The following is a 14,233-nucleotide window of genomic DNA, read 5'->3' on the forward strand; positions in this document are numbered from 1 at the left end:
ATGCTCCGGAGAACATGCTGACGGTCCGCCACATCGCGGTGAACGTCGCAGCCCGCAAAAAAGGAAAGGATTCCATGCGCCTCGCCCTCAAAACCGCAGGCTGGGACGACGACTACCTCGTCAGGCTCGTTGCCCCATGACACTTCACCCGATTGCCCTGTGGCGGCGCGCAGGGGGTATTGTAGGCGATATTTTGGGAATGATGTCCTGCGGCTCACGCGCCCGGCAGGGCGCGGCTGCCGGGCTTCACCGCCGGGATCGCGGCCAGTTCCGGCGGCAGCTGGTCGGCCGGGTAGTTCGGGATGTCGAGGGTGACGAGGGCGACGAGGGGCAGGCCGAGATCGGCCTTGCCGCCCGAACGGTCGATCAGGCAGGCCGCGCCCACCACCTCGCCGGGCTCGGAGGCGAGCGCCGCCAGGCACTCGCGGGACGACAGGCCGGTGGTGACGATGTCCTCGACCATCACGGCGCGGGCGCCCTTCGGGATCTGGAAGCCGCGGCGCAGGGCGAACGGTCCGCCCGGGTCGCGCTCGACGAAGATCGCCCGGGCGCCGAGCGCCCGGGCGGTCTCGTAGCCCGGCACGATGCCGCCGATCGCCGGCGAGACGACGTAGTCGATCCGGCCGTAGCGGGCGGCGATCCGTTCGGCCAGCGCCCCGCAGACCCGCGCGGTGCGCACCGGATCGGTGAAGATCGCCATCTTCTGCAGGAAGACCCCGCTGTGCAGCCCGGAGGAGAGCACGAAATGGCCCTCGAGCAGGGCGCCGGCGGAGCGGAATTCGTCGAGGACTTCTTCGGACGTCATGGGAACCGGCTCGCTCGTCGTGAATGCGCGCCGGCTTGTGACAGTGCGCGCCGCCCGGCGCAATCCGCCGGCCGGCACCCTCGATCGTCACGGCACGCGGCGGATGCGCAGCTCTCGCGGGGCGCCGTTCTTGGCCCCGTCCGACAGGACGAGGACGCGTTGGCCGTTCTGGTCCTCGTTGAGGAACAGCAAGGCCTCGGGTTTCACCGCCTCGCCCTTCTGGACGAGGGGCGGCACGTCGCCGAGCAGGACCGCATCGTCGCCCTTCACCCGATAGATCGAGTAGGGACCGTCCGTGGCCGCCGCCGGGCCGGCCAGCACGAGCAGTCCCGACGGCGAGGCGGCCAGATCCCGCACGCCCCGCCCCGGCCCGAGCGGCACGAGGTGCAGCTGCGGCTTCGGCTTGCCGCCGTCGAGGAACGCCTTGACCGCCATCGAGACGATCGCGGCCCGGTCGCCCCCGAGGGACGGGGCGCGCAGGCCGACGTAGAGCGTCTCGCCCACCACCGCGATGCCCTCGATCGTGAGACCGTTCTGATCCAGGCGCCGGTCGACGAACGGCGCGAGCAGCGGTTCGTCCGCCAGGATGGCGCGCAGGTCCGTGAACGCCTTGGTCTCGGCCTTCACTCTCAGCTTGCCGTCCGGGGCAACCGTCCCGGGGTCGATGCGAACCCGGATGATCCGGCTGTTGGCGGTGATGCTCGCCCGGATCTCGTCGGCATCATTGTCCGGATCGAGTTCGTTATCCTGGTCGCGCGGATGGCCGTGCGAACCGATGACCAGGAACTCGCCGTCGGCATAAGCGACACCTTCGCCGTCGAACTCGACCGGCTCGCCATCGAAGGTGTCGTCGATCAGTGGAACCGGACCGCCGGCAAGCAGGCTTCCCTCCTGCACGATCACGACCTGAGCCACCTGCAGCTCGTCGTCGATCAGCAGGCACGTGCGCGGGAAACCCCGGTCCGTGGCGCAGGCGATGCCGCTGACATCCTCGGATTTCTTCTTCTTGCCCTTCTTCTTCTTTCCGATGAGGTCTCCCTCGACCTTCCAGAACGTGTCGAGGTTGTTTCCGGCGCCCGCCGACACAGACGTCAGGAGTCCGATGCAGCTAATCGTTGCCAGACATAGAATGCATCCATAAATGCTTCTTATTGTGGTCATGATTTTGCCTCCCTGCATCAGCAGTATTTCGAAAAATCTGCACAAACATAAGTCGTGATGATTATTCTCGTTCGGGAGACGATGTAATATCTACAGATATTCAATAAAAAACAGTCAGACAAAAATCTGCCGAGCTTTCGCTCATTGTATGGCAATTGTGTAAATGATGATGCGCCCCGATTTCAGCGTTCGTCAACGTGAATTTTCAATCCGGTAGACGCCGACGACAGGATGGCGCGCGACTCTGCTCTGACGAGGCGCAGCCGCCGACGTCTGCCGGCCGCAGTGGTGGGGCGGTTGCGCAGGCCCCACCGGCGTCCTCCCGGATCCGCCGGTCTCGCGCGGAAGGAGCCGGCCCCCAGGCGGCGCGGGATCGGGCCTATCCGTTCACCCGGTCGACCCGGCTCACCACGCGCTTGGCCCGCAGCTCCGACACGATGGCGTTGAGGTGCTTCAGGTCCCAGACCGCGAGGTCGATGGTGACGTCGGTGAAGTCCTGGGTCCGGCGCTTCATCGAGATGTTGTCGATGTTGCCGTCGTGGTCGGCGATCACCTGGGCGATCTGCGCGAAGCTGCCGGGCTCGTTGATCGATTGCAGGGCGAGGCGGGCTGGGAAGCGCTGGTTGGAGCCGCCGTCCACGTCCCAGCGCACGTCGAGCCACAGCTCGGGCTCGTTGTCGAAGGCGGCGAGGGCCGGCGACTGGATCGGGTAGATGGTCACGCCCTCCCCAGGGGTGAGGATGCCGACGATGCGGTCGCCCGGCACCGCGCCCCCGTCGGGGGCGAAGCGCACCGGCAGGTCGCGGTCGAGGCCGCGGATCGGGATCGCGCCGTCCTCCGACCCGTCCTTGCCCGTCCCGGCCTTGCCGGGCCAGGTCAGGCGCACGGTCTGGTCCTTGTCGAGGGAGAGCCGCCCGGCGCCGTTGACGTGCGGGCGAGGCGTGCCGGGGGCGGCCTGGCTCGCCGCGGCGCTGCGGCGCTCGTCCTTGTAGTCGGGATAGACCGCCTTCACGACGTCGCCGGAGAACATCTCGCCCCGGCCGACCGCCGCGAACACGTCCTCGGCGGATTGGCGGGCGAGGCGGGGCAGGGCGCCGCGCAGCTTCTCGTCGGAGAAGTTCTTGCCGGCTCGCTCGAAGGCGCGGTCGAGGATCTGGCGGCCGAGGCCCGCGTACTGCCGGCGCACCGCCGAGCGGGTGGCCCGCCGGATCGCCGCCCGGGCCTTGCCGGTGACGACGAGGGATTCCCAGGCCGCCGGCGGGGTCTGGCCGTCGGCCCGGGCGATCTCGACCTCGTCGCCGTTCTGCAGCTCGGTCAGGAGCGGCGCGATGCGGCCGTTGATCTTGGCGCCGACGGCGGTGTTGCCGACGTCGGTGTGGACGGCGTAGGCGAAGTCGATCGGCGTCGCGCCCCGGGGCAGGGCGATCAGCCGGCCCTTAGGGGTGAAGCAGAAGACCTGGTCCTGAAACAGCTCGAGCTTGGTGTGCTCGAGGAACTCCTCCGGGCTGTCGCCCTCGGCCAGGAGCTCGATCGTGCGGCGCAGCCACTGGTAGGCGCCGCTCTCGGTGGCCAGGTGCGGCGCGCCGTCCTTGTAGAGCGCGTGGGCGGCGATGCCGTACTCGCCGATCTCGTCCATCTCCTTGGTGCGGATCTGCAATTCGACGCGCTGGCTCTTCGGCCCGATCACGGTCGTGTGGATAGAGCGGTAGTCGTTCTGCTTCGGGGTCGAGATGTAGTCCTTGTAGCGCCCCGGCACCATCGGCCAGGTGGTGTGGACGACGCCGAGCGCCCGGTAGCAGGTGTCGACGCTGTCGACGACGACCCGGAAGCCGAAGATGTCGGAGAGCTGCTCGAACGCGACCGACTTGCGCTCCATCTTGCTCCAGATCGAGTAGGGGCGCTTCTGCCGCCCCTTGACGGTGGCGGTGATGCCGGCATGCGCGAGCTTGGCGACGAGGTCGCGCTCGATGCTCTCGACCAGCCGCTCGGACTTGGCCGAGAGGTCGGCGAGCCGCTTGGCGATCGTGGCGTAGACGTCGGGCTTCAGGTTGACGAAGGAGAGGTCCTCCAGCTCCTCGCGCAGCTCCTGCATGCCCATCCGGCTCGCCAGGGGCGCGTAGATGTCGAGGGTCTCCTGGGCGATGCGGGCGCGCTTCTCCGCCGGCATGTGCTGCAGGGTGCGCATGTTGTGCAGCCGGTCGGCGAGCTTGACGAGCAGCACCCGCACGTCCGCCGCGATGGCGAGCAGCAGCTTGCGGAAGTTCTCTCCCTGAGCGGCGCGCTTCGAGACCAGGTCGAGGCGCTTGATCTTGGTCAGCCCGTCGACGAGCTTGCCGATCTCGGGGGTGAAGACCCGGTTGATCTCGTCGAGGGTGGCGGCGGTGTCCTCGACGGTGTCGTGCAGCACGGCGGCCACGATGGTGGCGTCGTCCAGCCGCAGGTCGGTGAGGATGGCGGCCACCTCGAGCGGATGCGCGAAGAAGGGGTCCCCCGAGGCCCGCTTCTGCGTGCCGTGCGCCCGCATCGCGTAGACGTAGGCCCGGTTCAGCAGCGCCTCGTCGGCGCCCGGATTGTAGGCCTTGACCCGCTCGACGAGCTCGTACTGGCGCATCATCCGCCGTTGGTCTCCTTGGCGCGCAAGCAAGGCGCCGGCACGGGCCGGCGCGGAGGCGTCGCGGCGTGCCGGAACGGGCCGGTTGCGCTGAACGTCGACGACGCTTGTGGAGGTCCGAAGGTAAATATCGAGCCGAATGGGCAGCCGCGCCAGCCCCTAAACGTCGCGCCAGCCCCGCTTCGGGGGAAGGAGACGAAAAAACCCGGCCTCTCGGCCGGGTTCCGGTTCGCCGCGGGTCGCGGCCGCGGGAGGAGAGGGTCCCCTGGAGGGGACCGTCCTCGGGAGGGCGGTCAGTCGCCTTCCTCTTCGGTCTCGGTCGGGGGCGCGAGGTTCTCGAGGCCGCGCAGCAGGTCCTCCTCGCTCATGCGGTCGAACTGGATGTCGTCGCCGTCGCCCGAGCCTTGCGGCGCCACCGCGGCGGCGGCGGGCGAACTCGACAGCAGCGGCACCGCCTCGGCCTCCGGCTCGTCGACCTCGACGTACTTCTGCAGCGAGTGGATCAGCTGCTCCTTGAGGTCGTCGGGCGTGATCGTCTCGTCGGCGATCTCGCGCAGGGCCACGACCGGGTTCTTGTCGCGGTCGCGGTCGATGGTGAGGGGAGCGCCGGAGGAGAGCAGGCGGGCGCGGTGGCCGGCCAGCAGCACCAGCTCGAAGCGGTTCTCGACCTTGTCGATGCAGTCCTCAACGGTGACGCGAGCCATGCGCGACCCCTTCCTTGGTCAAACGAAACATCTCGGGATTCCGTCTCCCTACACGAGATGCCGTTTTGCAACAAGCATCGGCGCGGCTTCGGGATACGACGGGGTCCGTCGACGCCAGGCCTAATGTTTCCGGACGATTGCGCGGCCGGTGGTCCGCCCCACAATCCTGCCGTCCGGCCCGGTTCCCCGGACCGGGCGCGTGCGAGACGCGGATGCTGGAGGAGACGACCCGATGATGAACCGACTGAGCCGGCGCCACCTGCTCGGCTGCGGCTGCGCCCTCGGCGCGGGCCTCGCCGCGAGCGCCGTCCTGCCGCCCGGCCTCGCCCTCGCGGCCGCCCCCTCGACGAAACGCACCACGATGACGCCCGACCAGGCGCTCGAGGCGCTCAAGGAAGGCAACCGGCAGTTCAAGACCGACAGCCCGGTGCGCTCGGTCCAGGGCCGCGAGCGGCGCATCGAGATCGCGCTCGGCCAGACGCCGTTCTGCGTGCTGGTGAGTTGCTCGGATTCCCGCGTCTCGCCGGAGATCCTGTTCGGCCGCGGCCTGGGCGAGCTGTTCATCGTGCGCAACGCCGGAAACACCGTCGACACGGCGGCGCTGGGCTCCATCCAGTACGCCGTGGCCAAGCTCGGCGTGCCGCTGATCCTGGTGATGGGCCACAGCCGGTGCGGCGCCGTCGAGGCGGCGGTCGACGTCGTCACCAACAACACCCTGTATCCGGGCGCCATCGGGCAGATGATCGAGCCGATCGTGCCGGCGGTGCTCGGCGTGCGCGACAAGGGGGGCGACCTCGTCGAGAACGCCGTGCGGGCGAACGTGAGCCGGGTGGTCCAGCGCCTGCGCACCGCCTCGGAGCCGGAGCTGCTCACGCCGCTCGCCGAGAAGAAGCTCAGGATCGTCGGCGCCGCCTACAGCCTCGATACCGGCGAGGTCGATTTCTTCAACGAGGCCTGACCCCGCGGCGTCCCCGGCGCCGGGGGCGCCGGATTTTGCGCCCCGGCCACGCTTGACTATGGCCGGCCGCTCTGCGACTGGCGCCGCCCAATCGCTGCGTCTCGCAGCCGCATCGCTGCGGGCCGCGGCCCGCTGCTGCGAGCAGCAGCCGGTCGCTGCCGACGGCAGCCTCAAGGGCAGGAAGCATTCGACGTGTCGCGCGCCTTCATCTTTCCGGGCCAGGGCAGCCAGGCCGTCGGCATGGGCTCCGGCCTCGCCCAGGATCACGCCGCCGCCCGGGCGGTCTTCGCCGAGGTCGACGAGGCCCTGGGCCAGAACCTCTCCCGCCTGATGTTCGAGGGACCGGCCGAGGAGCTGACGCTCACCGCCAACGCCCAGCCGGCCCTGATGGCGGCGAGCCTCGCGGTGCTGCGGGTGCTCGAGGCCGAGCGCGGCCTGGACCTCGCCCGCGACGTCGCCTACGTCGCCGGCCACTCGCTCGGCGAGTACAGCGCGCTCGCTGCCGCCGGCAGCCTGTCGCTGGCCGACGCGGCGCGCCTCCTGCGCCTGCGCGGCGAGGCGATGCAGCGGGCGGTGCCGGTGGGCGCCGGCGCCATGGCGGCGCTCCTCGGCCTCGACGTCGAGGCCGCCGCGGCGGTGGCCGCGGAGGCGAGGCAGGGCGAGGTGTGCGATGTCGCCAACGACAACGGCGCCGGCCAAGTGGTGGTCTCCGGCCACCGGAGCGCCGTCGAGCGCGCGGTCGCCCTGGCGCAGGGGCGGGGCGCCAAGCGCGCGGTGATGCTGAACGTCTCGGCCCCCTTCCACTGCGCCCTCATGGCGCCGGCCGCCGAGGCGATGCGCGAGGCGCTGGCCGCCGTGACCCTGAACCCTGCTGCCGTGCCGGTGATGGCCAACGTGCTGGCCGCCCCCGTGAGCGAGCCGGCGGCGATCCGCGACGCCCTGGTGGCGCAGGTCACCGGCACCGTGCGCTGGCGCGAATGCGTGGCGGCGATGGCCGAGGCCGGGGTCGACGCCTTCTACGAGATCGGCACCGGCAAGGTGCTGTCGGGTCTCGTCAAGCGCATCGCGGCGGGGGCTTCCGCCACGCCGGTCGGCACCTCGGCCGACGTCGCGGCCTTCACGATCTGAGAGAGTTGTCCAGCATGTTCGACCTCAGCGGCCGCAAGGCCCTCGTCACCGGCGCCACCGGCGGCCTCGGCGGCGCCATCGCCCGGGCGCTCCACGGCCAAGGCGCCCACGTGGCAATCTCCGGCACGCGGCGGGAGGCCCTCGAGGCGCTCGCGGGCGAACTCGGCGAGCGCGTCCACGTCGTCGAGGCCAACCTCTCCGACACGGCGGCGGTGGAGGCCCTGGTGCCGGCCGCGGAGGCCGCCCTCGGCGGGCTCGACGTGCTGGTCAACAATGCCGGCATCACCCGCGACAACCTCTTCCTGCGGATGAAGGACGAGGAGTGGGACAGCGTGATCGCCGTGAACCTGACGGCGGCCTTCCGGCTGTCGCGGGCGGCGGTGAAGGGCATGATGAAGCGCCGCTACGGCCGCATCGTCAACGTCGGCTCGGTGGTGGGCGCCACCGGCAATGCCGGGCAGGGCAACTACGCCGCTGCCAAGGCCGGCCTCGTCGGACTCACCAAGGCGCTCGCCGCCGAGGTGGCGAGTCGCAAGATCACCGTGAACTGCATCGCGCCGGGCTTCATCACCTCGCCGATGACCGACGTGCTGAACGAGAAGCAGCGCGAGGGCATCCTCGCCACGGTGCCGATGGGGCGCCTCGGCGAGGGCAGCGAGGTCGCGGCGGCAGCGGTGTACCTCGCCTCCGACGAGGCGGCCTACGTCACCGGCCACACCCTGCACGTGAACGGCGGCATGGCGATGTTCTGAGGCGCGATGTTCTGACATCACGGGCGCCATTCGCCAGGAGGGGCACGGTTTCTTAACCGGACCTGAAGCGGGCCTCGCCAGGGCGGAATCCCTGTGTTAAGCACCCGCCGGCCGTGCAAGGGGATTGACGGCCCGGCCGTCCGCGGCTTTTCCACGACATGCGCGACCGGCGCGCCCGGCCGCATCACGAACTCTCCCCGGGGCTCCGCCCGCACGCGGCGGCTCCGAACAGTTCCACGAGCAGTAACTTAAGGACCTACACGATGAGCGATATCGCGGACCGGGTGAAGAAGATCGTCGTCGATCACCTGGGCGTCGAGCCCGAGAAGGTGACCCCGAACGCGAACTTCATCGACGATCTGGGCGCCGACAGCCTCGACACCGTCGAGCTGGTGATGGCGTTCGAGGAGGAGTTCAACGTCGAGATCCCGGACGACGCCGCCGAGACGATCCAGACGGTCGGCGACGCGATCAAGTTCCTCGAGAAGAACTCCGGCTGAACGCCGGCGTTGTCTTCAGCCTAAGGATAGTACGCTTCCGTCATGGGATCGGGTCGGGATAACGCGATGCGTCGAGTCGTCGTCACGGGCCTCGGGATGGTGTCGCCGCTGGGCAGCAGCGTCGACGTCACGTGGAGCCGCCTCATCGAGGGGCAAAGCGGCGCCGCCCGCGTCGAGGCCTTCGACGTGTCGGATCTGGCGTGCAAGATCGCCTGCTCGATCCCCCTCGGCGACGGCAGCGACGGCACCTTCAACCCCGACCGGTGGATGGAGGCCAAGGAGCAGCGCAAGGTCGATCCCTTCATCGTCTACGCGATGGCGGCGGCCGGCCAGGCGCTCGACGACGCCGACTGGCACCCGACCTCGCACGAGGACCAGTGCGCCACCGGCGTCCTCATCGGCTCCGGCATCGGCGGCATCGGTGGCATCTACGACGCCTCGGTGACGCTGTTCGAGAAGGGGCCGCGGCGGATCTCGCCGTTCTTCATCCCGGGCCGGATCATCAACCTGGCCTCGGGCCAAGTCTCGATCGCCCACGGGCTGAAAGGGCCGAACCACGCCGTGGTGACGGCCTGCTCCACCGGCGCCCACGCGATCGGCGACGCCGCGCGCCTGATCGCGCTCGGTGACGCCGACGTGATGCTGGCCGGCGGCGCCGAATCGCCGATCAACCGGCTCTCGCTCGCGGGCTTCGCCGCCTGCCGGGCGCTCTCGACCGGCTTCAACGACGAGCCGCAGCGCGCCTCCCGTCCCTACGACCGCGACCGCGACGGCTTCGTGATGGGCGAGGGCGCCGGCGTGGTGGTGCTCGAGGAGTACGAGCATGCCAAGGCCCGCGGCGCCAAGATCTACGCCGAGGTCATCGGCTACGGCCTCTCGGGCGACGCCTACCACATCACCTCGCCCTCGCCGGACGGCGACGGCGCCTACCGCTGCATGAGCGCGGCGGTGAAGCGGGCCGGCATCGACCCCTCCGAGATCGACTACATCAACGCCCACGGCACCTCGACGCCGCTCGGCGACGAGCTCGAGCTGAAGGCGGTCGAGCGCCTGCTCGGCAATGCCACCGACGTCGCGATGTCCTCGACGAAATCGGCCACCGGGCACCTGCTCGGCGCCGCCGGCGCCATCGAGGCGATCTTCTCGGTGCTCGCCATCCGCGACCAGGTCGTGCCCCCGACCCTCAACCTCGACAACCCGTCGGTCGAGACGGCGATCGACCTCGTGCCGCACGAGGCGCAGAAGCGGAAGGTCGACGTCGCGCTGTCGAACTCGTTCGGCTTCGGCGGCACCAACGCCTCGCTGATCCTGCGCCGGGCCGACTGATCGCCCGCGCCCGGGGCGGATCGCCCGCCCGGCGACCATCGCACCGCTTCAAAAAGCCCCTCTCGCCCGCGCGGAGGGGCTTTCTCGCATGTGGCTTCCGGTGCGCCTCGGCTCCATTTCGCCATAAAACTTGCTAGGGTCTCGGTCGCTTTCCGCCCCAACGGGCCGGCACGCGCGTCCACCGGCCGGCTCCCCGGACGCGCCACGACAGGACCGCCATGTTTCGCAGATCGAAGACGCAGGACCCGGCGCCGAGCGCGCCGGAGCCGGTCAGCCCGCCCAACCGGCTCGCGCCGCGCAGCCCGAGCGAGGCCATCAAGCCCACCGCGGCCCCGCCGCCGCCCGAGAAACCGGTGCGCGAGCGGGGCGGCCTGCTCTCGGCGGTGAGCGGCTTCCTGACCCTGTTCGTCATCCTGGGCCTCGGCGCCATCCTGGGCCTGGTGGTGCTGGAGCGCCAGACCAACGAGGCCGGCCCGCTCCAGGCCGACAAGGTCGTGGTGGTGCCCCGCTCCAGCGTCGGCGAGATGGCCGACCTGCTCAAGCGCGAGGGCGTGATCACCCATCCGATGCTGTTCGAGCTCACCGCCCGCTTCGGCCGAAAAGCTGCGCTCAAGGCCGGCGAGTACAACTTCAAGGCCCAGTCCAGCATCGATGACGTGCTCGACGTGCTGATCCAGGGCCGGCCGGTCCAGCACGCCATCACCTTCCCGGAGGGCCTGACGAGCGAGCAGATCGTCGCGCGCCTGAACGACAACGACGTGCTGACCGGCGACATCAACGAGACGCCGCCGGAGGGGAGCCTGCTCCCCGACACCTACAAGTTCGAGCGCGGCGACTCCCGCCAGAAGATCCTCAACCTGATGCGCGCCAAGCAGCGCGAGGTGCTGAACCAGATCTGGGCCCGTCGCTCGCCCGAGGTGCCGGTGCGCACGCCCCAGGAGATGGTGACCCTCGCCTCGATCGTGGAGAAGGAGACCGGGCGGGCCGACGAGCGGCCGCGGGTCGCCGGCGTGTTCGTCAACCGGCTGCAGAAGCGGATGCGGCTGCAATCCGACCCGACCATCGTGTACGGCCTCGTCGGCGGGCGCGGCACCCTCGGGCGCGGCATCCTGCGCTCCGAGATCGACCGGGTGACGCCCTACAACACCTACGCGATCGAGGGCCTGCCGCCGGGCCCGATCGCCAATCCCGGCCGCGCCGCCCTGGAGGCGGTCGCCAATCCCTCGCGCACCAAGGACCTCTACTTCGTGGCCGACGGCACCGGCGGCCACGTCTTCGCCGAGACCCTCGAGGCCCACAACCGCAACGTCGCCCGCTGGCGCCAGGTCGAGAAGGCGAAGGCCGCGGCCGATCCCGGCGCGGCGGCGGGCGTCGACAAGGTCGAGCCGCCGCCGCAGGCCGACCCCTCGGCCCTGCCCTCGCGCACCAGCCTGCCCGGCGCTCCGCTGGCCTATGACGGCAGCGATCCGAACGCCGCCCGCTCCCGCGCCTTCGACGCCTCGGAGGGCACGGCCCGCGATCCCCTGCGCAACCGGACCTACGATCTGAACTCGCCGAAGACCGTTCCGGTCCTGCGCAACCCCTGAGCGCCCCGATGTCGATCGCCAGCATGACCGGTTTCGCCCGCGAGGCCGGCAGCACCGGTCCCGCCCACTGGGCCTGGGAGCTGAAGAGCGTCAACGGCCGCGGCCTCGAGGTCCGGGTCCGGGTGCCGACGGGCCTCGACGCCGTCGGCGAGGAGGCCCGCGCCCTGGTGCAGAAGCGCCTCGCCCGCGGCACCTGCCACCTCACTCTGACCCTGTCGCGGGCCGAGGCCGCGCCGCGGGTGCGCATCAACGAGACCCTCCTCGCCTCCCTGGCGGAAGCCGTGACCCGGGTGCAGATGCCGCTCGGGATCACGCTTCCCTCCGTCGACGGGCTGTTGCAGCTGCGCGGTGTCGTCGAGGTCGAGGAGGAGGCGCCCGACGACGAAGCCCTGCGGCACGACCTCGCTGCGGCGGCCCTCCGCCTGGTCGAGGCCCTGGCGGAAGGCCGCCGCAGCGAGGGGCGGGCGCTCGCCGGGATCGTCGGCGGCCAACTCGCCGCCATGGCGGACCTCGTCGAGGCCGCGGAGGCCTGCCCGGCCCGCCAGCCGGAGGCGGTGAAGGCCCGCCTCGCCGCCCAGGTCGCGACCCTGATGGAGGCCGGCAGCTTCGATCCGGCGCGCCTGCACCAGGAGGCGGTGCTGCTCGCCGCCCGGGCCGACGTGCGCGAGGAGATCGACCGCCTGCGTGCCCACCTCGCCGCTGCCCGCGACCTGCTGGCGACCGGCGGCGCCGTCGGGCGCCGGCTCGACTTCCTGGCCCAGGAGCTCGGCCGCGAGGCCAACACCCTCTGCGCCAAGGCCAACGACGTCGCCCTCTCGCGCATCGGCCTCGACCTCAAGGCGGTGGTCGAGCAGTTCCGCGAGCAGGTCCAGAACGTCGAGTAGGCGGCGGCCCGCGGCGATTGTCCTCGCCCGATCGGGCTCCCCCGGTTGCGCGTTCGCCGGGCTGGCGTCATGGGAGGGTCTCGACACGGACGGCCGGTATTTGCGGCGGGCGCGGCGGACGGCCCGCACCGGGGGGCTTCCTGCCCGGGCGATGCCGACGAAAGGGTGATGCAACGCGATGGCTTCGAACGTGGGCTCCGAACTCCTGAACGCACCGGTGGCGCGCCGGGGCCTGGTGCTGATCCTCTCCTCGCCCTCGGGGGCCGGCAAGACCACCCTGACCCGCGCCCTGGCGCAGCGGCCCGAATGGGGGCTCGAGCTCTCGGTGTCGGTCACCACCCGGGCGCGCCGCCCCTCCGAGATCGACGGCCAGCACTACCGCTTCATAGACCGGGACGCCTTCGAGCTGCTGCGCGAGCGCGACGACCTGCTCGAATGGGCCGAGGTGCACGGCAACTACTACGGCACGCCCCGGCGCCCGGTGGAGAAGGCGCTCGCGGCCGGCCGGGACATGATCTTCGACATCGACTACCAGGGCACCCGTCAGGTCCGGTCGAAGCTGCGCGACGACGTCGTCACCATCTTCATCCTGCCGCCCAGCATGGCCGAGCTGCGCCGCCGCCTCGAGCGCCGGGCCGAGGATTCCGCCGAGATCATCGAGCGCCGCCTGCTGAACGCCCGCACCGAGATCGAGCGCTGGTCGGAATACGATTACGTCCTGGTCAACGACGACCTCGACCGGTCCTTCAAGACCCTCGAGGCGATCCTCGCCGCCGAGCACCTGCGCCGCGAGCGCCAGGTCGGGCTCGCCGGTTTCGTGGACGGCCTGCTGGCGGAGGGCGGGGCGCCGAAGACCTGACGCGCGGGAACGAATCGCCCACGATCCAAGTTGCCGGATCGTCGGACCCGCTACGTCGCCGCTCGTGCCGCGCCGGGAAGCCCGAGGGGAAGAGCGATGCGTGAACTGTCCTGCGACGTGGCGGTCATCGGCGCCGGCACGGCCGGGATCGCGGCCCAGGCGGCGGCCGCCAAGGCGGGCGCCCGGGCGGCGCTGATCGAGCGCGGTCCCGGCGGGACCACCTGCGCCCGGGTCGGCTGCATGCCCTCGAAGCTCCTGATCGAGGCGGCGCGGGCCGCCCACGATGCGCGCGAGGCCGGGTTGTTCGGCGTCTCCGCCGGCGAGGTCAGGGTCGACGGCGCCGCGGTGATGCGGCGCGTGCGGGCCGAGCGCGACCGCTTCGTCGCCTCGGTGCGCGACGGGCTCGCCCGCATCCCGGAGGAGCTGCGCCTCGCCGGCACCGCCCGCTTCGCCGACCCGACCACCCTCCTCGTCGACGACCACACCCGGGTCGTGGCCGGCGCCGTGGTGATCGCCACCGGCTCGAGCCCGGCCCTGCCGCCGCCCCTGCGGCCGGTCGCGACCCGCGTCCTCACCACCGACAGCCTGTTCGAGATCGAGACCCTGCCCGAGTCCCTCGCGGTGCTGGGGGTCGGCCCGGTCGGGGTCGAGATCGCTCAGGCGATGGCCCGCCTCGGCGTGCGGGTGACGCTCCTCGACCCCGCCGGCGCCGTCGGCGGCACCCGCGATCTCAAGGTCGCGGCCTGCGCCGCCGAGCTGTTGGGGGCCGAGATCGACCTGCGCCTCGGCGCCACCGTCGAATCCGCAGAGGCGGCGGGAGACGGGGTGCGGCTGACCTGGCGCCTGGACGGGGGCGGGCAGGAGGGCGGCACCGTCGCGCGGATCCTCGCCGCCGCCGGGCGCCCGCCCAACCTGTCCGACCTCGACCTCGCGGCCGCCGGGCTCGACTGCGACGAGGA

General features: G+C 71.1%; 13 protein-coding genes. 9 read left to right on the forward strand and 4 right to left on the reverse strand.

From position 1 onward, the window contains the following. Positions 1 to 214 precede the first annotated feature (214 nt). The 4 genes from pyrE to rpoZ all read right to left on the reverse strand — a co-directional run bounded on the left by pyrE (position 215) and on the right by rpoZ (position 5,281). Positions 215 to 805, reverse strand: a complete 591-nt coding sequence (gene pyrE, locus VQ02_RS30440; RefSeq protein WP_048447999.1) for an orotate phosphoribosyltransferase — start codon at positions 803 to 805, stop codon at positions 215 to 217. 87 nt (positions 806 to 892) lie between these two features. Then, complete coding sequence (locus tag VQ02_RS30445; protein WP_157080878.1) at positions 893 to 2,011, reverse strand: DUF3616 domain-containing protein; 1,119 nt, start codon at positions 2,009 to 2,011, stop codon at positions 893 to 895. Between the two features lie 334 nt (positions 2,012 to 2,345). Then, complete coding sequence (locus tag VQ02_RS30450) at positions 2,346 to 4,580, reverse strand: RelA/SpoT family protein (RefSeq protein WP_048448001.1); 2,235 nt, start codon at positions 4,578 to 4,580, stop codon at positions 2,346 to 2,348. Positions 4,581 to 4,870: 290 nt separating this feature from the next. After that, positions 4,871 to 5,281, reverse strand: a complete 411-nt coding sequence (gene rpoZ, locus VQ02_RS30455) for a DNA-directed RNA polymerase subunit omega (protein ID WP_048448002.1) — start codon at positions 5,279 to 5,281, stop codon at positions 4,871 to 4,873. A 232-nt stretch (positions 5,282 to 5,513) separates the two neighbouring features. Here rpoZ and VQ02_RS30460 point away from each other — a divergent pair, with 232 nt between their 5' ends. From VQ02_RS30460 to VQ02_RS30500, 9 genes are all read left to right on the forward strand, one after another. Next, a complete protein-coding gene (locus VQ02_RS30460; RefSeq protein WP_048448003.1) occupies positions 5,514 to 6,239 on the forward strand; it encodes a carbonic anhydrase in 726 nt (241 codons plus the stop codon). A 192-nt stretch (positions 6,240 to 6,431) separates the two neighbouring features. Then, the gene (gene fabD, locus VQ02_RS30465; protein ID WP_048448004.1) at positions 6,432 to 7,367 is read left to right on the forward strand and encodes an ACP S-malonyltransferase; all 936 of its coding nucleotides are present in this window, start codon (positions 6,432 to 6,434) and stop codon (positions 7,365 to 7,367) included. A gap of 14 nt (positions 7,368 to 7,381) precedes the next feature. Further along, entirely contained in the window at positions 7,382 to 8,119 is a 738-nt protein-coding gene (fabG, locus tag VQ02_RS30470; RefSeq protein ID WP_048448005.1) for a 3-oxoacyl-[acyl-carrier-protein] reductase, read from the forward strand. Positions 8,120 to 8,382: 263 nt separating this feature from the next. Then, positions 8,383 to 8,619, forward strand: a complete 237-nt coding sequence (locus VQ02_RS30475; protein ID WP_048448006.1) for an acyl carrier protein — start codon at positions 8,383 to 8,385, stop codon at positions 8,617 to 8,619. Positions 8,620 to 8,685: 66 nt separating this feature from the next. Next, the gene (gene fabF / locus VQ02_RS30480; RefSeq protein WP_048448007.1) at positions 8,686 to 9,945 is read left to right on the forward strand and encodes a beta-ketoacyl-ACP synthase II; all 1,260 of its coding nucleotides are present in this window, start codon (positions 8,686 to 8,688) and stop codon (positions 9,943 to 9,945) included. A gap of 218 nt (positions 9,946 to 10,163) precedes the next feature. After that, complete coding sequence (mltG, locus tag VQ02_RS30485) at positions 10,164 to 11,531, forward strand: endolytic transglycosylase MltG (RefSeq protein WP_048448008.1); 1,368 nt, start codon at positions 10,164 to 10,166, stop codon at positions 11,529 to 11,531. 8 nt (positions 11,532 to 11,539) lie between these two features. Beyond that, positions 11,540 to 12,415, forward strand: coding sequence for a YicC/YloC family endoribonuclease (locus VQ02_RS30490; protein ID WP_048448009.1), 876 nt, complete (start codon positions 11,540 to 11,542; stop codon positions 12,413 to 12,415). Positions 12,416 to 12,593: 178 nt separating this feature from the next. Further along, positions 12,594 to 13,274 (forward strand): guanylate kinase, encoded by a 681-nt coding sequence (gmk, locus tag VQ02_RS30495; RefSeq protein WP_048448010.1) that lies wholly within the window; start codon positions 12,594 to 12,596, stop codon positions 13,272 to 13,274. A gap of 96 nt (positions 13,275 to 13,370) precedes the next feature. Continuing rightward, positions 13,371 to 14,233: FAD-dependent oxidoreductase (locus VQ02_RS30500; RefSeq protein ID WP_048448011.1), on the forward strand; the 863-nt coding region annotated here is incomplete at its 3' end.

This window comes from Methylobacterium variabile (assembly GCF_001043975.1).
Classification (GTDB): Bacteria; Pseudomonadota; Alphaproteobacteria; order Rhizobiales; family Beijerinckiaceae; genus Methylobacterium; species Methylobacterium variabile.